Annotated in this window: 17 protein-coding genes and 1 pseudogene; 7 read left to right on the top strand and 11 right to left on the bottom strand. The window is 72.9% G+C overall.

Going from position 1 to position 15771, the window contains the following annotated elements; translation table 11 throughout:
* Positions 1–74 precede the first annotated feature (74 nt).
* Complete coding sequence (locus ACFUJY_RS23640) at positions 75–533, bottom strand: hypothetical protein (protein WP_383302894.1); 459 nt, start codon at positions 531–533, stop codon at positions 75–77.
* A 188-nt stretch (positions 534–721) separates the two neighbouring features.
* Here ACFUJY_RS23640 and ACFUJY_RS23635 point away from each other — a divergent pair.
* A pseudogene (locus ACFUJY_RS23635) lies at positions 722–2017 on the top strand (multiprotein-bridging factor 1 family protein).
* Positions 2018–2356: 339 nt separating this feature from the next.
* On the opposite strand, the gene ACFUJY_RS23630 reads toward ACFUJY_RS23635, so the two are convergent.
* The gene (locus tag ACFUJY_RS23630) at positions 2357–2653 is read right to left on the bottom strand and encodes a hypothetical protein (protein WP_383302891.1); all 297 of its coding nucleotides are present in this window, start codon (positions 2651–2653) and stop codon (positions 2357–2359) included.
* A 175-nt stretch (positions 2654–2828) separates the two neighbouring features.
* On the opposite strand from ACFUJY_RS23630, the gene ACFUJY_RS23625 reads away from it, so the two are divergent.
* From ACFUJY_RS23625 to ACFUJY_RS23615, 3 genes are all read left to right on the top strand, one after another.
* A complete protein-coding gene (locus ACFUJY_RS23625; RefSeq protein WP_383302889.1) occupies positions 2829–3434 on the top strand; it encodes a DinB family protein in 606 nt (201 codons plus the stop codon).
* A 113-nt stretch (positions 3435–3547) separates the two neighbouring features.
* On the top strand, positions 3548–4420 hold the full coding sequence (locus ACFUJY_RS23620) for a Bax inhibitor-1/YccA family protein (protein ID WP_383302887.1): 873 nt from the start codon (positions 3548–3550) through the stop codon (positions 4418–4420).
* Positions 4421–4504: 84 nt separating this feature from the next.
* Positions 4505–4822 (top strand): hypothetical protein, encoded by a 318-nt coding sequence (locus ACFUJY_RS23615; RefSeq protein WP_383302885.1) that lies wholly within the window; start codon positions 4505–4507, stop codon positions 4820–4822.
* Positions 4823–4895: 73 nt separating this feature from the next.
* Here ACFUJY_RS23615 and ACFUJY_RS23610 read toward each other — a convergent pair whose 3' ends face one another.
* From ACFUJY_RS23610 to ACFUJY_RS23600, 3 genes are all read right to left on the bottom strand, one after another.
* A complete protein-coding gene (locus tag ACFUJY_RS23610) occupies positions 4896–5705 on the bottom strand; it encodes a hypothetical protein (protein ID WP_383303213.1) in 810 nt (269 codons plus the stop codon).
* 260 nt (positions 5706–5965) lie between these two features.
* Entirely contained in the window at positions 5966–7186 is a 1221-nt protein-coding gene (locus tag ACFUJY_RS23605) for an acetyl-CoA C-acetyltransferase (protein WP_383302882.1), read from the bottom strand.
* A 152-nt stretch (positions 7187–7338) separates the two neighbouring features.
* Positions 7339–8433, bottom strand: coding sequence for an SGNH/GDSL hydrolase family protein (locus tag ACFUJY_RS23600; RefSeq protein WP_383303210.1), 1095 nt, complete (start codon positions 8431–8433; stop codon positions 7339–7341).
* A gap of 164 nt (positions 8434–8597) precedes the next feature.
* Between ACFUJY_RS23600 and ACFUJY_RS23595 the strand changes: the two genes are divergently transcribed.
* Positions 8598–10004, top strand: a complete 1407-nt coding sequence (locus ACFUJY_RS23595; protein ID WP_383302879.1) for a cystathionine beta-synthase — start codon at positions 8598–8600, stop codon at positions 10002–10004.
* A 267-nt stretch (positions 10005–10271) separates the two neighbouring features.
* Here the strand turns inward: ACFUJY_RS23595 and ACFUJY_RS23590 are convergent, their stop codons facing one another.
* Positions 10272–11117: a helix-turn-helix transcriptional regulator gene (locus ACFUJY_RS23590; RefSeq protein ID WP_383302876.1), complete on the bottom strand. Its 846-nt coding sequence runs from the start codon at positions 11115–11117 to the stop codon at positions 10272–10274.
* 146 nt (positions 11118–11263) lie between these two features.
* Here ACFUJY_RS23590 and ACFUJY_RS23585 point away from each other — a divergent pair, with 146 nt between their 5' ends.
* Complete coding sequence (locus ACFUJY_RS23585) at positions 11264–12025, top strand: SDR family oxidoreductase (protein ID WP_383302873.1); 762 nt, start codon at positions 11264–11266, stop codon at positions 12023–12025.
* 4 nt (positions 12026–12029) lie between these two features.
* On the opposite strand, the gene ACFUJY_RS23580 is transcribed toward ACFUJY_RS23585, so the two are convergent.
* Complete coding sequence (locus ACFUJY_RS23580) at positions 12030–12455, bottom strand: hypothetical protein (RefSeq protein WP_383302870.1); 426 nt, start codon at positions 12453–12455, stop codon at positions 12030–12032.
* Between the two features lie 173 nt (positions 12456–12628).
* Here ACFUJY_RS23580 and ACFUJY_RS23575 point away from each other — a divergent pair, with 173 nt between their 5' ends.
* Entirely contained in the window at positions 12629–13474 is an 846-nt protein-coding gene (locus ACFUJY_RS23575; protein ID WP_383302868.1) for a MurR/RpiR family transcriptional regulator, read from the top strand.
* 53 nt (positions 13475–13527) lie between these two features.
* Here the strand turns inward: ACFUJY_RS23575 and ACFUJY_RS23570 are convergent, their stop codons facing one another.
* From ACFUJY_RS23570 to ACFUJY_RS23555, 4 genes are all read right to left on the bottom strand, one after another.
* Positions 13528–13902 (bottom strand): hypothetical protein, encoded by a 375-nt coding sequence (locus tag ACFUJY_RS23570; protein ID WP_383302867.1) that lies wholly within the window; start codon positions 13900–13902, stop codon positions 13528–13530.
* Between the two features lie 81 nt (positions 13903–13983).
* Complete coding sequence (locus ACFUJY_RS23565; RefSeq protein WP_361021756.1) at positions 13984–14439, bottom strand: roadblock/LC7 domain-containing protein; 456 nt, start codon at positions 14437–14439, stop codon at positions 13984–13986.
* Positions 14440–14477: 38 nt separating this feature from the next.
* A complete protein-coding gene (locus tag ACFUJY_RS23560) occupies positions 14478–15218 on the bottom strand; it encodes a transcriptional regulator (protein WP_383303208.1) in 741 nt (246 codons plus the stop codon).
* A gap of 47 nt (positions 15219–15265) precedes the next feature.
* Positions 15266–15673, bottom strand: coding sequence for a hypothetical protein (locus ACFUJY_RS23555; RefSeq protein ID WP_383302863.1), 408 nt, complete (start codon positions 15671–15673; stop codon positions 15266–15268).
* Positions 15674–15771 lie beyond the last annotated feature (98 nt).

The following is a 15771-nucleotide window of genomic DNA, read 5'->3' as shown; positions in this document are numbered from 1 at the left end:
CGGATGAATGTCACCCGGGCGTGACTCGGGGGCCCGGCCGGTGAGTTCGGGCCCCCGAGGGTGAGGTGCGTATGTCAGTGCGAGTCGTTGCCCGGGTGGCAGGGGCCGCAGGTGCTGGAGTCCTCCCACAGGGGGAGGTCGACCTCCCAGCCGGCGCGGGCGACGAGGTGGGCGGTCTTCATGACCGACCCGTCGTCCTTCATCTCGACCAGCGGCACGTGGTGCAGGAAGTGCCCGCCGTTGTGCGTGGCGCACAGCTCGGCGTAGGCGACGGTGTCCAGGATGATCGTGTGAACGCCGACGTCTACGAGCTTGCTCGGGGCGAGCCCCAGACCCTCGCCCCGGTGGTGCATGGCGGTGAGCAGGTAGGCGTACCCCTGGCCGAGGACGCGGGCTGCCATGACGGAGTCGTAGGGGTAGTCCCGCATGAGCAGGCCGACCTGCTTGCCCCAAAGGTCGGCCGGCACGATGCGGCGCGGGTCGCGGGCCGGGCCGGTCACTGGGTTGGTGGCGACGGGGGTTGCGGTTGCCATGGTGCCTCCTTTGGGCGGTGCCCCACGGGGGTGCGGGGCGATGTAACGAGAACACCGCACCCGGCGCGCCGACAGTGAGCAACTAGCTCTCCTCGCAAGCCGTTTGCACATCCTGCAAGCGGTCTCGACGGGTGCCGTCCCGCGCCCGTACCGTGGTGGCCCCCGGTCGTGTAGCAGGGGAGGGGCCAGTGCCCGGTGACCCGCTCTGGAACAGCGCGAAGGTCAGGGAGTTAGTCGCTCGGCGTCAACCGGGCGGTCTCGTGCGGCTAGGCCGTGAGCACCGAGGATGGACGCTCGCGGAACTCGGCGAGCACCTGGGGTGCTCGGCGGCGACGGTCTCACGGATGGAACGCCGCACCCAGGTCACCGACCTGACGCTCATTCACCGGGCCGCGTCCACGGTCGGTATTCCTCAACACGTCCTGGTGAGTTCTCTGGCGCCCCCGGCTCGATCCGAACCGGCCAGCACTAGAGTGTCGGCCAGTCCGCACGCCGAGGAGGACCCGATGCGCCGCCGCTCGTTGCTCGCCGCCACGGCGACCGTCCCGGCCGCCATGCTGCTCGGCATGGATCGCGCCCTACCGGACACCCCGCCGCCCACGGGCCGGGGTGCCCTGGACGCCCGCGTGGCCTCCGCTCGGGACCTGTACGACAAAGGCGCCCACACGCAGCTCCTCGGGCTGCTGCCGGGCCTTCTGGCCGACGGGCACGCCGCTGCCTCCTCGCGCCGCGAGCTGGATCAGGCCCGGCTGTCCTCGGTCTACAGCCTGAGCGCCGCCCTGCTGATCAAGCTCGGTTCGTACGAGCAGGCCCGCCTCACCGCCGACCGCGCGCGTACCTGGGCTGAGGTGTCCGGGTCCCCGCTCGCCGCTGCCGCTGCCTCCCGCGAGCTCGCGATCGTGCTCCGCCACCAGGACCGGGGCGAGGAAGCCCAGACCCTCATGGAGTCGGCCGCGGCCCGGGTGGAGTCCACGGGGCTGCGGACCGACGCGGCATCCTCGGCCTACGCGCAGATGCTGTGCACACTGGCCTACACCGCCGCCCGAGGCGGCCGACGCACCGAAGCCCTGGCCATGGCCGAGGAGGCCCGGCACGCCGCACGCCGACTGCCGGTCATCGCGCCCGCCGGCCGTCTCTTCCCGATCAGCCCAGCGGCCGTGGACCTCTACACCGTCGGGGTCCACTGGGCCCTGGGGGACGCGGGCGCGGCGCTGGAGGCCGGGCGGAACCTGCGGCCCGAGCACTTCGCCACGGCGGAGCGGAAGGCGCGACTGGGGACCGACATGGCCCGCGCCTGGTGGGCCTAAGGGCGCCCGGCACAGACCGCCAGCGCTCTCCTCGACGCCCACCGTGCGAGTCCTGGTGAGGTGAGGGACCGGCCCGCCATCCGCAGCATCGTGACCGAGTTGGCGCAACGCCACCCTCGGGCCACCGGCGTACGAGAACTTCGTGCCGCCGTGTCCGCCCCACATCTGGCCGGCTGAGACCGCCCTCGCGGAGTCTGCGACGGGCCACAGGCGGGACGAGCGCGCGATGACGTATGTGAACGGTCGCTGATGGACCCGCTTGCCTGCCCTGCCGGGGCAGAGCGACGAGATTTGGGCAGCCGGGCGTTTCCGTCGAATCGCCGCCAACCACCCGTGCGCCCACGGGCGCACGGGTGCGCGGAGGAACGGGTGTGGACGGGACGGAACGGGAACGGACGGGAAGAACAGGGCAGGTCAACAGCGAAATGCCTGGTCAGAGGCTTGCGCGGGTCCGTTCGAGTCCGGTTCCGGGCACCATCGCGTACCAGATCCCGACCCCCCAGGTACCCGGAACGATCACCCCCGAACCACGGAAACGGCAACCCCCACGACGCCGGCCAGGCCCAGGGCCGCGTGCAGCGCGCCCATGATGCGCAGGTTCCGGAGTCGGTCCTGCGCGTGCACGTAGTGGTGGAACGCGGGGTGCTCGATGCCGTTGCGGCGGCGGATGCGGCGGAGCTCGCGGGGCGTGAAGTGGACCGGGTTCAGCCAGGTGTCCCGGACGTACCGCGCGAACCCGCGGTGGTTCGTGGCGAGGGCCAGCCCCAGCAGATGCAGTGCGGCGAAGGCCAGCAGGAACATGACGGCCTTCATCCGGCCCTCCCGTGTCGGTCGGTGAGCCGCTGACCGTACGAGCCGCCCCGGTGCGGCCGACAGACCCGGTACCGGCAGATCTGCGGGGCGGCTCGTTGCCGTGATGGAGCGGTGGACGTCCACGGGCTGAGAAACCCGGTCGGGCCCCGGGCCCTCCTACCGGCAGGTTGTACGCATGACGGATGCGGATCAGTTCAAGCACGACCTGCGGCTCTACCTCCAGGACGCCCGTGACGCCTTCCTCTGGAAGCTCGACGGGCTGTCGGAATACGACATACGGCGCCCCCTCACCCCCACCGGTACCAACCTGCTCGGGCTCGTCAAGCACGTGACCGGGGCCGAGGCGTTCTACCTCGGGGCCGCCTTCGGCCGACCCGTCGACGCGCCGGCCCTGTGGATCGCCGGGGGCGCCGAGCCGAACGCCGACCTGTGGGCCACGGCCGGGGAGTCCCGCGAGGAGGTCGTGGGGCGGTACCGCCGCGTGTGGGCGCACTCCGACGCGACCGTCGAGGCGTTCGGGCTGGACGCCGTGGGCGTGCTCCCCGGGGAGGACGGGCGGGACGGCCCCGGGCTGTCGCTCCACCGCATCCTCGTCCACCTCGTCGCCGAGACCCAGCGCCACGCCGGGCACGCCGACGTCGTCCGGGAGCTGATCGACGGGACGGCCGGGCTGCGGAAGGGCGGCGAGGACATGGCGCCGGGTGACGAGGCATGGTGGCGCCGTCACCGGGAACGGGTGGAGGACGCGGCCCGGGAAGCGGGCGGACGCGCCGCAGGGTGACCGCGCACGGCCGGTCCGTTCGGGGAAAGATCCTCCTTCGGCACTAGGACGATTGCTTTGCCTACCCATTACCCTTGTGGGAAGGCCACGCTGGGTGGCCATGGAGGAGTGAGATGAGGAGCAGCAACCCGGTCTTCTCGCGACGGGGCTTCAGCCGCGACAACGGTTACGCGGGCTTCAACGCGGCGCCGCAGGCCGGGGCCCCCGCAGCGGGTGCCAACCCGTACGCGCAGGGCACCGCCCCGAACCCGTACGCGACGAACCCCTACGCGCCCACGGGCGCCCCCGCGCCGGCCCGCACCGGCGCGATGACGATCGACGACGTCGTCACCCGCACCGCGATGACGCTGGGCACGGTCGTGCTCGGTGCCGCGCTCGCCTGGGCGCTGCTGCCGGTGGACGAGGCGAACCTCGGCAAGTCGTACGGCATCGCCATCGGCGCCGCGCTCATCGCGTTCGTGCTGTCGCTCGTCCAGTCGTTCAAGCGCAAGCCCGTACCCGCGCTGATCCTCGCGTACGCCGCCTTCGAGGGCGTCTTCCTCGGCGTCATCTCCAGCGCGGTCAGCACGTACATCGGGCCGGGCGTCGTGATGCAGGCGGTGATGGGCACCATGTGTGTCTTCGCCGGTGTGCTGCTCGCGTACAAGATGCGCTGGATTCGCGTCACCCGCCGGTTCTACGGCTTCGTGATGGCCGCCGCCATGGGCTTCCTGCTCCTGATGGCCGTCAACCTGCTGTTCGCCGCCTTCGGCGGCGGTGACGGCCTCGGCTTCCGCAGCGGTGGCCTCGGCATCCTCTTCGGTGTCATCGGCATCATCCTGGGCGCCTGCTTCCTGGCCCTCGACTTCAAGCAGGTCGAGGACGGCATCGCGTACGGCGCCCCGCGCGAGGAGTCCTGGCTGGCCGCCTTCGGCCTCACCATGACCCTGGTGTGGATCTACCTGGAGATGCTGCGCCTGCTCTCCATCCTCAGCGGCGACGACTGACCGGCCCTGCGGACCCGAAGCGGCCCGTGGTCTCCCTCCGGAGGCCACGGGCCGCTTCCGTGCGTACGGCGATAGGGTCGCGGGGTGCTCGATACGACCCCCCTGATCATCGCCGTGGACCGATTCGCCGACCGGCTGCGCGCCGCCCCGCAGAGCAGGCTGCAGCGGGGGGCGGCGGCCCGGGGCCTCGCCCTCGCGCGTGAGCTGTCGGCGCGGGCCCAGCGCGCCGAGGAGCCCGGCCGGGAGCCCAGGATCATGCCGGACGCCGGGGTGTTCGCCGTCGGCGACCAGCTCGCCGTCGCCGGCCGCGACCTGGCCGTGGCACTGGAAACGGCCCCGTCCGAGGAGCTGGACGAGGCCGTGCGATGCGTCGAGGAAGCGGCCGCGCGGGCTTTCGAGTAAGGCGCGCGGCACACGGGGGAGGGAGCGCTGGGGCTGCCTCCCGGGGGACCGGGGGACCGACGTCGGCGCGTGCTCAGAAGCTCGCTATGACGCGGTCGGCGAGTATGTACACGTTCTCCTTGCCGCACGAGAACGTCAGCGCGTACGCCCCCGAGACGCCGGAGCCGCCCAGCAGCACCGGGTGCTCGCCCGCGCGCAGCGACTCGGCCAGGCGCTCGGCCGTCTCGCGGTGGCCGGGGGTCATGCAGAGCGTCGTGCCGTCGGCGAACACGTACACGTCGAGCGTGCCGAGCGGGCCCGGGCGCACGTCGGACAGCTCCGTGCGGCTGTCGGCCAGCTCCTCCAGCCGGTTCACCGTGCGCTCGTGGTCGGTGACCACGGGCGTCTGCACGGGGACGAAGTCGGGGTGCGAGGGGTGGCGGCGGCGGGCCGCGGCCAGCTCGGGGGAGTCCTCGGCGAACTCCGTCTCCGGCAGCTCCGCCAGCTCGGTCAGCTCGTCCAGGGCTTCGGCCGCTTCGAGGTCCATCGCGTCGAGACCGGCGAAATCGCTCTGGCGGGGCACGAAGAACGGGGCGTCCTCGCCGAGCCCGGCCAGCCCGCCCAGCAGGGACGGGGCGTCGGCGGCGTCACGGGCCTCCTGCGAGGCCCAGAACGCGCGGGCCTCGGCGAGCTCCCGCTCGCGCTCCTCGGCCAGCGCCTCGGCGACGGCCGCGCGTATTTCTTCGGCGGAGGTGGTGTCGTTGCGGGTCTGAGCGGGTACAGCGGCTGTACGGGCGTGCCCGTCGGCCAGCTCCTTCCGGAGCGCCGAGACCTGCCTGCGCAGCCCGTGAGCGGCGTGCAGAGCGGCGGCGCCCACGGCCGTGGCAGCGGCGGTGGTCAGCAACAGGGCAATAGGCATGGCGCTCACTGACATACTCCCGGTTTCAATCGATCCCCCGACTTCCTACATCAGCTTGTGCCCTGACGGCACCGTGTGTCAGTGCATTACGTCACGAAATGGACAGGACTTTGGGCCCGGTGTGAATCACTGGTGTAGGTGTGACCTGCGCAAACGACTCTCCCCCAGGAGATAGATCACATCCTGGGGGAGATTCGGTCACGGTCGGGGCTCGGCGGCCCGCAGGGGCCCGAAACCCGCGCTGATCAGCTCAGACGCTCGATGACCATGGCCATGCCCTGGCCGCCGCCGACGCACATGGTCTCCAGGCCGAACTGCTTGTCGTGGAACTGCAGGCTGTTGATCAGCGTGCCGGTGATCCGCGCGCCGGTCATGCCGAAGGGGTGGCCGACGGCGATGGCGCCACCGTTGACGTTGACCTTCTCCAGCGGCAGACCCAGGTCGCGGTACGAGGGGATGACCTGGGCGGCGAACGCCTCGTTGATCTCCGCGAGGTCGATGTCGCCGACGGTGAGCCCGGCCCTCTTCAGCGCCTGCTTGCTGGCCTCGACGGGGCCGTAGCCCATGATCTCGGGGGAGAGGCCGGAGACGCCGGTGGAGACGATCCGGGCGAGCGGCGTCAGGCCCAGCTCGCGCGCCTTGGTGTCGGACATGATCACGAGCGCGGCGGCGCCGTCGTTGAGCGGGCAGCAGTTGCCCGCCGTGACCAGGCCGTCCGGGCGGAAGACCGGCTTCAGGCCCTGGACGCCCTCCAGCGTGACGCCCGCGCGCGGGCCGTCGTCCTTGGCCACGACCGTGCCGTCCGGCGTGGTCACCGGGGTGATCTCGCGCTCCCAGAAGCCGTTCTTCAGGGCCTCCTCGGCGAGGTTCTGCGACCGTACGCCGAACTCGTCCATGTCCTGACGCGTCACGCCCTTGAGCCGGGCCAGGTTCTCCGCGGTCTGGCCCATCGAGATGTAGGCGTCCGGGACCAGGCCGTCCTCGCGCGGGTCGTGCCAGCTCGCACCGGACTCCTCGGCGCGGGCCGCGGTACGGGCCTCGGCCTCCGCGAAGAGCGGGTTGTGCGTGTCCGGCAGGCTGTCCGAGTTGCCCTTGGCGAAGCGGGACACCATCTCGACGCCGGCCGAGATGAAGACGTCGCCCTCGCCGGCCTTGATGGCGTGCAGGGCCATGCGGCTGGTCTGCAGGGAGGACGAGCAGTAGCGGGTGACCGTGCAGCCGGGAAGGTGGTCCATCCCCATCTGCACGGCGATGATGCGGCCCAGGTTGTTGCCCTGCTCGCCGCCGGGCAGACCGCAGCCGAGCATCAGGTCGTCGATGTTCTTCGGGTCCAGCTCGGGGACCTTGGCCAGCGCGGTCTGGATGATCGACGCGGTCAGGTCGTCCGCGCGCAGGTCCTTGAGCGACCCCTTGAAGGCCCGGCCGATGGGCGAACGGGCGGCAGAGACGATCACGGCTTCGGGCATCACGCGGCTCCATGAGGGCTGAGGGCGGACAGGCTGCCTGAGGGATGCGGCAGACCCGGCGGTACGGCACGACTGCTCTGGAAATTACCCGGACGTAGCGCCCGGGTCACCCGACCCGGCATGTGATGCGGGCCTCTTTTCTAAGCGAGCGCTCAGTCAACGGACCCCTTTCCGGGGCGCCCGCTCGGCCGGTGGACCCAGGCGTGCCGCGGTGAGCCGTCCGCGCCCGGGTCCGCCCGGTGGCCGAGGCGCGTCGAACCCCCGGGCTCCGGGTGCGGATGCGGGTGCGGCTCCGTGGCGGCGGGCAGGCGCCGCCGCCTGCGGTGCTTGAGCAGGGCCCAGGGCGCCCGGGCCCCCGTGACCTCCGTACCGGCCTCCTTGGCCGCCTGGGAGGCCGCCTTGGCCACCGGCAGCATGTCCTCGCGCCGGGCGCCGTCCAGCCGGTCCGACTCCGGCCACAGACCGAGCACCGCGCACAGGGTCGGCAGCACCGCCATCGACGCGGTCGCGTACCCCTCGGCCGACGGGTGGTAGTTGTCCGGGCCGAACAGCTCCCGCGGATTCGCCTCGAACTCCGGGCCCAGCAGATCCCCCAGCGACACCGTGCGCCCGCCCTGCTCCACCGTGCCGATCGTCTGCGCCGCCGCCAGCTGCCGGCTCACCCGCCGGGCCAGCCAGCGCAGCGGCTGGTACACCGGCTCGATCGTGCCCAGATCCGGGCAGGTGCCGACCACCACCTCCGCCCCGGCCGTCCGCAGCCTGCGCACCGCCGTCGTCAGGCAGCGCACCGACTGCGTGGCGGGCATCCGGTGCGTCACGTCGTTCGCCCCGATCATGATCACGCACACGTCCGGCGTCCGCGCCGGGTCCGCGAGCATCAGCGAGACCTGCCGCTCCAGATCGTCCGAGCGGGCCCCCGGCAACGCGACATTACGCAGGTCCACCGGCCGCTCGGACACCGCCGCGAGCCCCGACGCCAGCAGCGCCCCCGGGGTCTGCCCGGCCCGCCGCACCCCCTGGCCGGCCGCCGTGGAATCCCCGAGCAGCCCGAGGCGCAAGGGCTCCGCCGGGCCCGTGAACGCCACTCCGTACCGTCCGTCCGCGCTCGGCGGGACCGGGGCGATACCGCCGCCCACCTGCCGCTTCGCCAGCTGGACCTCCGCCAGCAGGACGCCTACCGCCGCGGCGCCCAGCAGCCCGATGCTGCCCCCGCCGTAGGCCGCGCCCGCCGCGATCCGCCGTGCCACTCTCGCCGTCGACACAGTCCGGTCCACCTCCTCGTCCCACGTACCGCCGTACAGCCGTACACAGAGCTACCTGCCCGCTACCGACCGTTGTTCAATCGCGCCGCCCAATCCCGTGTCCGTGCGCATACGCTTGCCGGACCATCTCGGAGATCCCGGAGTACACGGTGCAATACCACGATTCGATGATCAGTCTCGTAGGCAATACCCCGCTGGTGAGGCTGCGCAGTGTCACGGCCGGCATCCAGGCGACGGTCCTGGCCAAGGTCGAGTACTTCAACCCCGGCGGGTCGGTCAAGGACCGCATCGCCCTGCGCATGATCGAGGCCGCCGAGCAGAGCGGCGAGCTGAAGCCCGGCGGCACGATCGTCGAGCCGACGAGCGGCAACACGGGCGTCGGCCTGGCGATCGTCGCGCAGCAGAAGGGGTACAAGTGCGTCTTCGTCTGCCCGGACAAGGTGTCCACGGACAAGATCAACGTACTGCGCGCCTACGGTGCCGAGGTCGTCGTCTGCCCCACGGCGGTCGACCCCGAGCACCCCGACTCGTACTACAACGTCTCCGACCGGCTGGTCCGTGAGACGCCGGGCGCCTGGAAGCCCGACCAGTACTCCAACCCGAACAACCCGCGCTCGCACTACGAGACCACCGGTCCGGAGCTGTGGGAGCAGACGGAGGGGAGGATCACCCACTTCGTGGCGGGCGTCGGGACGGGCGGCACGATCAGCGGCACCGGCCGCTATCTGAAGGAGGCCAGCGGCGGCCGGGTCCGGGTCGTCGGCGCCGACCCGGAGGGCTCGGTCTACTCCGGCGGCTCCGGCCGGCCGTACCTCGTGGAGGGCGTCGGCGAGGACTTCTGGCCGTCGGCGTACGACCGCGAGGTCACCGACGAGATCGTCGCCGTGTCGGACAAGGACTCCTTCCAGATGACCCGCCGGCTCGCCAAGGAGGAGGGGCTGCTCGTCGGCGGCTCCTGCGGCATGGCGGTCGTGGGCGCCCTGGAGGTCGCGAAGCGGCTCGGGCCCGACGACGTGGTCGTCGTCCTGCTCCCGGACAGCGGGCGCGGCTACCTGTCGAAGATCTTCAACGACGAGTGGATGGCGGACTACGGCTTCCTGGAGGACACCGGGCCGTCGGCGCGCGTCGCGGACGTCCTCAACCACAAGGAGGGGCCGATCCCGACCCTCGTCCACATGCACCCGGAGGAGACGGTCGGCGAGGCGATCGACGTGCTGCGCGAGTACGGCGTCTCGCAGATGCCGATCGTGAAGCCGGGCGCGGGCCACCCGGACGTGATGGCCGCCGAGGTCATCGGCTCGGTCGTGGAGCGCGAGCTGCTGAACGCCCTGTTCGCCCAGCGCGCCTCGCTCGGCGACCCGCTGGAGAAGCACATGTCGGCGCCGCTTCCGCAGGTCGGCTCCGGCGAGCCGGTCGAGGACCTGATGGCGGTGCTCGGCGGCGCCGGCGCGGCGGACGCGGCGATCGTGCTGGTGGAGGGCAAGCCCAAGGGCGTCGTCAGCCGCCAGGACCTGCTGGCGTACCTGGCGAAGGACGCTCCGGCCGCCGCGAAGTAGCCGGGTGGCTGCGCGCTTCGCGGAAACGGTACGCGCACGTCACGTGGGCGCAGCACCGGCTTAACACGGCCCGGGCACAGTGGTGGGTGTCGGCGGGGGAGACCCGCCGGCACCGGAACGGCGACAACGGACTACGGAGCGGCTCCCGGACCTCCACCGTCGCCCGGACGCGCACCCGGCCCTGACCCGGACCGCGTTCCTCGCGGGGACCGCCGTCGTCCCGCCCCCTGGGAAACCGGGGGTGCGGCGGCCCCCGCGACCACCGTTCTACGCGCGCGGCCGAGGCGCGTTTCCGTCGGCGGCCCAGCTCGCCAGCAGGGCGATGCGCTCGGCGGTCTCCGAACCCGGCTCCGGGGTGTAGACGACCAGCGAGAGATCCGGCTCACCGGGCACCGCCAGCGTCTCGTACGGCAGCGTCAGCGCGCCGACCACGGGGTGGGCCATCCGCTTCACGCCGTACGTCTTCGCCTTCACCTGGTGGTCCGCCCACAGCCGGCGGAAGTCCTCGCTCTTCAGCGACAGCTCACCCACCAGCGCCGCGAGTTCCCTGTCGTCCGGGTGCAGCCCCGCGTCCAGCCTCAGATACGCCACCGTCCCCGCCGCCACCGCCGGCCAGTCCGGGTACAGCTCCCGCGCCCCCGGGGCCAGGAACGCCTGGCGCGGCATGTTCCGCTCGGCGGCAGGCATCCGGGAGAAGCCGGAGAGGGCGTCCCCCAGCGCGTTCCACGCCAGCACGTCCATCCGGCGGCCCAGCACGAAGGCGGGCGCCCGGTCGAACGTGTCGAGCAGCAGCCGCAGCCCCGGACGCACCCGGCGCACCGAAGGGTCCTGCGCCCTGCGGCCCTTGGGGCGCGCCACCGTCCGCAGATACGCGTGCTCCGTCTCGTCGAGCCGGAGCACCCGGGCTATCGCGTCGAGCACCGCGTCCGAGACGCTGGGCCCGCGCCCCTGCTCCAGCCGGATGTAGTAGTCCACGCTCACCCCGGCGAGCTGCGCCACCTCCTCGCGCCGCAGCCCGGGGACCCGCCTGCGGCCGTACGAGGTGAGCCCCACGTCCTCCGGGCTGATGCGGGCACGCCGTGAGCGCAGGAAGTCACCGAGTTCGCCGTCCATGCCCCGATCGTAGGAGAACGGTCTCCGCCCAGCCTGGTACCGGCAGACCCAGGAACAACGCATCCCTGGGTGGGCGGCGCTCCCCGGCGCAGTGTGGAGCCCGGGCCGGAAACGCCGGCCCCGGACACCGCACCAGGGAGCACCCCATGCCGTACGAGACCCTCGCCGACCGCACCGCCGTCATCACCGGAGCCGCCAGCGGCATGGGCGCGGCGACCGCCCGGCTGCTCGCCGCGCACGGCGTACGGGTCGCCCTGCTGGCCCGCCGCGCGGAGCGGCTGGAGGAGCTGGCCGCGAAGATCGCCGCGGACGGCGGCCGGGCCCTCGCCGTCGCCGCCGACGTCACCGACCAGGCGTCCGTGGACGCGGCGGCGGACCGCGTGCACGCCGCGTTCGGCCCGGTGGACCTGGTCGTCAACGCGGCCGGGGTGATGCTGCCGAACCCCGTGGACGCGGGGCGCGCGGACGAGTGGCAGCGGATGCTCGACACCAACGTGTCCGGTGCGCTGCGCGTCATCCGGGCCTTCACCGCGGACCTGCTGGCCGTCGCCGCCGAGGGCCGCACCGCCGACCTGGTCAACATCTCCTCGATCGGCGCGCACATCACGTTTCCCAGCTACGCGGTCTACGGCGCCACGAAGGCCGCGCTCACCTACCTGTCGGCCTCGCTGCGCACCGAACTCGGCCCGCGCGACGTCCGCGTCACCAACATCGAGCCGGGCCTCACCGAATCGGAGCTGGCCGGGCACGTCGACAACGCGGGGCTCAGCGACCAGCTGGACGGCATGTTCGAGGCGCTGGGCGGCCTCTCGTCCGACGAGATCGCCGACCTCATCGCGTACACCACGAGCCGCGCCCGCCACGTCAACCTGCGTCAGCTGGTCGTGCTGCCGACCCGTCAGGCGTGAGGCATCAGTCCTCCCAGTCGGAGGCCGTCCGGCGCTCCTCACGGCCCCGGAACAGCCGCCTGCCGTGCCCGGCCTGGAACGCGTTGACGCCGACGATCCCGAGCCAGGCCACGACGAGCCCGCCGAAGCCCGCGTTCGCGACGCCGATCGCGGACAGCGGGACGGCCAGGACCAGGGAGACGATGCCGAAGCCGTAGCGCTCGCCGAAGTGGCCCGACGGCCGCTCCGGGGCCCGCGCGCCCCGCGCCACGGCGGTCCGCTCCTCGGCGAGGTGCCGCCGGACCCTGCGGTCGAGCGTGGCGTCGAGCCGCTGCTCCACCTTCTCCAGGAACGACTCCACGAGCGCGGAGTCGTAGTCGGCCCCCAGCTCGCTGCGGGCCTGCAAAGTCGCCTTGAGCTCCCTGTCGAGCTCGGTGTCGGGTGCGTCCATGGTTCTCACGGTACGGAGCGGAGGCGGCCGGGACAGTGGGGCTAGCCCCCCGGTTCCGGGTCCGACGAGGGGGCCGGCCGCCACCCGTTGCATATGGACATGCAGACACCTTGCTGGCTGAATGGATTCGTCGGCGCCGGGCCGCGGCGCGGCGGATCTACCGAGGGGACAGGATGAGCGGGAGCAGCCCGGCCGCGCGGTTGCAGGAGCTGTTCGAGGGACGCCGGCTCACGCCCACGCAGCGGCGCATCGCGCACTCGATGGTGCGCAGGGCCGGAGACGCCCCGTTCCTCTCCAGCGTCGAACTGGCCGAGCTGGCCGGGGTGAGCCAGCCGTCCGTCACCCGGTTCGCCGTCGCGCTCGGCTTCGACGGCTACCCCGCGCTGCGCAAGCACCTGCGCGAGGTCGCCCCGGCCGGGGCAGAGGCGGGCGAGGGCGCCGAGACGTACAACGAGTACCAGCAGGCGGTGCTCGGGGAGATCGAGAACCTGCGCCACCTGGCCGAACTCCTCGCCGACCCGGGCCCCGTCGAGCGGGCGGGCCGGCTGCTCGCCGCGTCCCGTCCGCTGCCGGTGCTCGGGCTGCGCGCGGCGTCCTCGCAGGCGCGCGGGTTCGGGTACTTCGCGGCGAAGGTGCACCCGGACGTGCGAGTGCTCGACGAGGGCGGCAGCATGCTGCACGACCGGATCGACGCCGCCGGGCGGGCCGGGGCGACGGCACTGATCTGCTTCGCGCTGCCCCGCCACCCGCGCGAGGTCGTGGACGCCCTGGCGTACGCGCGGGGCCGGGGGCTCACCGTGGTGTCGGTGGCCGACTCCGCGTTCGCGCCCGTGGCCCGCCACAGCGACCTGCTCATCCCGGCCGCCGTCGGCACCGGTCTCGCCTTCGACACCGCCTGCGCTCCGATGCTGCTGGGCCGGGTCCTCCTGGAGGCCATGTGCGACGCCCTGCCCGACGCCCAGGCCCGCCTGGAGGAGTTCGACGCGGGGGCGGCGGCGCGGGGGCTGTTCGTGGAGTAGCGCGCGGGGCGGAGACCGGTGCCCCGGCCCCGCCCCGGCGGCGGAGCCGCCCCTCAGACCTCCAGGTCCGCCTCGATCTTCTTCAGCTGGTGGCGGGCCATCGCCAGGTTCGCCCGGCCGCTGTCCAGGACCAGGTAGAGGAACAGGCCGTTGTTGCCACGGGTCCTGAGGAGGCGGATCAGGTGGTACTGGGTGCCCAGGGTGATGAGGATGTCCTCGATCTCGTCCTTGATGCCCAGGTGCTCCATGGTGCGGAGCTTGGCGCGTACGACGTCGGTGTTGCCGGCCGCCGCGACCTCCAGGTTGAAGTCCTTGCCGCCGCCGAGCGTGCCCAGCGCCATGCCGCTCGTGTAGTCGACGAGGGCGACACCGGTGGTGCCCTCGATGGACGACATCGCTTCCTTCAGTGACGCTTCGGTGTTCGCCATGAGTGGTGCTCCCTTTCTCTGACCGGCCACCGCGGCCGGTTCCGTTGCGTGGTGAGGGTGGTGCGAGAGACGTCAGTGGGCTCAGGTCGGGCGTTGCGGGAGGGCGCCCGGCTGCTGCGGGGCGCGCGGCGCGGGGGCCGGCTGCGGGGCCCGGGCCAGGGCGCGGTCGATCAGTTCGCCGATGCGGGAGCCGGCCCGGCGGCCCTCCAGATGGAGCCGGCCGACGTTGATCCGGTCCTCGGCGAGCAGGGTCAGGACGGCCTGGGACCCTGCCGCGTAGGTCGCGATGTAGCCCGTCTCGCCGCGTACGAGGAGCTCGCGGAAGCCGTTGCGCCCGGTCGCCTCGGTCATCCGGATCGCGACGCCGAGCGCGGCGGCGGTGAGGGCGGCGACCCCCTCGGCCTCGACGCCCGGGGTGTCGTGCGCCAGGACGAGCCCGTCGGTGCTGGCCGCCAGGGCGCCGGAGAGGAGCGGCACCCGTGCCCGTAACCGCTGGAGCTCGGCGAGGACGTCCTGCGCTTCGGCTTCGGGCACCATCAGCTGTCTCCTTCCGGCACGCTGTCTGAGCGCGCGTATCACAGGGCCTCCAACGCGTCTCGGAGCCGGCGCAGCAGGGCGACGTCGGGGTCGGCCGTGACCTCGGGGAACGCGATCCGGCCCGGGTCCGGGGTGCCCGGGGCCGCCGGAGGGACCGGCTCGACCAGACCGGCCGCCGCGAGCCGCCGCAGGTCGACCAGGACGTGGAACGCGGACCTGCCGAGCTCCTGCGCGATGCCGGTGGCCGTACGCACCCCGTCCACGCGCTCCAGCACATGGCGCCGTCCCGTCGGCACGGGCGCGTCGGACGGCCGGCCCGTCCGCGTCAGCGGGGCCGTGTCCACCGCGGCGTCCGGCCAGATCCGGTCCAGCAGTTCGCGGCGCCGCAGGGTCTCGCGCTGCACCGCGTCCACCGGTACCGGCCGCACGGGACCGATCCAGTGCGCGACCCCGTACCGGAAGCGCGCGGGCGTCCGGGTCGGCGCGAGGGCGAAGAACGCCGCGTCGTACAGGGCGCCCAGGTGGCACAGCTCCAGCGCGCCGCCGGGCACCCGGCCGCTGTCCACGAGATGCCGGCCGACCCGCTGCCCGGCCCCCGCCTCGGCCACCGCGTCCCACCAGCCCTCGCGGCGCAGCGCACCGCCCCGGGTCAGCAGGACGTCGATCCCGGGCGTCGCGGGGGACTCGGCGTGCACGACCTCGCCGTCGGCGAGGTACAGCGTGCCCCGGTCGCGCATCAGGGCGCCGGTGGCCCGCTCGGCGGCGAGGCGCTGGAGCATCGGCGAGAGCACCGGGGCGGCCGTCTCGTCCGCGAGGGCGGCGGCGGTCACGCGAGGACCAGCCGCTCGGCGATCTCGCCGAGGCGTATCCGGGCGAGCGCGAGGTTGCCCTCGGCGCGGTCCAGCCACAGGTGGAGGAAGACACTGCTGTCGAAGTCCGTCTCCACGAACCGGAGGACGTGGTAACCGGCGCGGGTGGTGACGATGACGTCCTCGACCGGGGGAGCGCTCCCGGCCGCGCCCGCCGCCGGCTCCGGCGCCCCGAGGGCGAAGGCGGGCTGTTCCGCCGCCATCCGCGCCACCTCGGCCGTCTCCGCCGCGGTGGCCTCGTGGTCGCCGTTGGGCGATTCGCCGACGGTGCCGAGGGCGAGACCGCTCGTCCAGTCGACAACGGCGGCGCCCCTGGCGCCGGGCAGTCTCATGACGTCGAGCAGGCACTCGTCGATTCCGGGCACGCGGATTCCCCTCCGACACGGCGTTCGGCTGTGACCCCGAGGTTACGCATCGTGCTCTCTCCTGGTGGAGGTTCTGGCATTTTCCATCGGTACATGCG

This window comes from Streptomyces sp. NPDC057249, assembly GCF_042669245.1.
In the GTDB taxonomy this organism is placed as follows: Bacteria; Actinomycetota; Actinomycetes; order Streptomycetales; family Streptomycetaceae; genus Streptomyces.
This window is presented reverse-complemented; position numbering and strand designations above follow the sequence as displayed.

What these genes read in the sequence shown, in the direction of transcription:
- ACFUJY_RS23640 (WP_383302894.1), bottom strand. Translation starts at nt 533, where the DNA reads ATGGCAACCGCAACCCCCGTCGCCACCAACCCAGTGACCGGCCCGGCC.
- ACFUJY_RS23630 (WP_383302891.1), bottom strand. Translation starts at nt 2,653, where the DNA reads ATGAAGGCCGTCATGTTCCTGCTGGCCTTCGCCGCACTGCATCTGCTG.
- ACFUJY_RS23625 (WP_383302889.1), top strand. Translation starts at nt 2,829, where the DNA reads ATGACGGATGCGGATCAGTTCAAGCACGACCTGCGGCTCTACCTCCAG.
- ACFUJY_RS23620 (WP_383302887.1), top strand. Translation starts at nt 3,548, where the DNA reads ATGAGGAGCAGCAACCCGGTCTTCTCGCGACGGGGCTTCAGCCGCGAC.
- ACFUJY_RS23605 (WP_383302882.1), bottom strand. Translation starts at nt 7,186, where the DNA reads ATGCCCGAAGCCGTGATCGTCTCTGCCGCCCGTTCGCCCATCGGCCGG.
- ACFUJY_RS23590 (WP_383302876.1), bottom strand. Translation starts at nt 11,117, where the DNA reads ATGGACGGCGAACTCGGTGACTTCCTGCGCTCACGGCGTGCCCGCATC.
- ACFUJY_RS23585 (WP_383302873.1), top strand. Translation starts at nt 11,264, where the DNA reads ATGCCGTACGAGACCCTCGCCGACCGCACCGCCGTCATCACCGGAGCC.
- ACFUJY_RS23580 (WP_383302870.1), bottom strand. Translation starts at nt 12,455, where the DNA reads ATGGACGCACCCGACACCGAGCTCGACAGGGAGCTCAAGGCGACTTTG.
- ACFUJY_RS23575 (WP_383302868.1), top strand. Translation starts at nt 12,629, where the DNA reads ATGAGCGGGAGCAGCCCGGCCGCGCGGTTGCAGGAGCTGTTCGAGGGA.
- ACFUJY_RS23570 (WP_383302867.1), bottom strand. Translation starts at nt 13,902, where the DNA reads ATGGCGAACACCGAAGCGTCACTGAAGGAAGCGATGTCGTCCATCGAG.
- ACFUJY_RS23565 (WP_361021756.1), bottom strand. Translation starts at nt 14,439, where the DNA reads ATGGTGCCCGAAGCCGAAGCGCAGGACGTCCTCGCCGAGCTCCAGCGG.
- ACFUJY_RS23560 (WP_383303208.1), bottom strand. Translation starts at nt 15,218, where the DNA reads ATGCTCCAGCGCCTCGCCGCCGAGCGGGCCACCGGCGCCCTGATGCGC.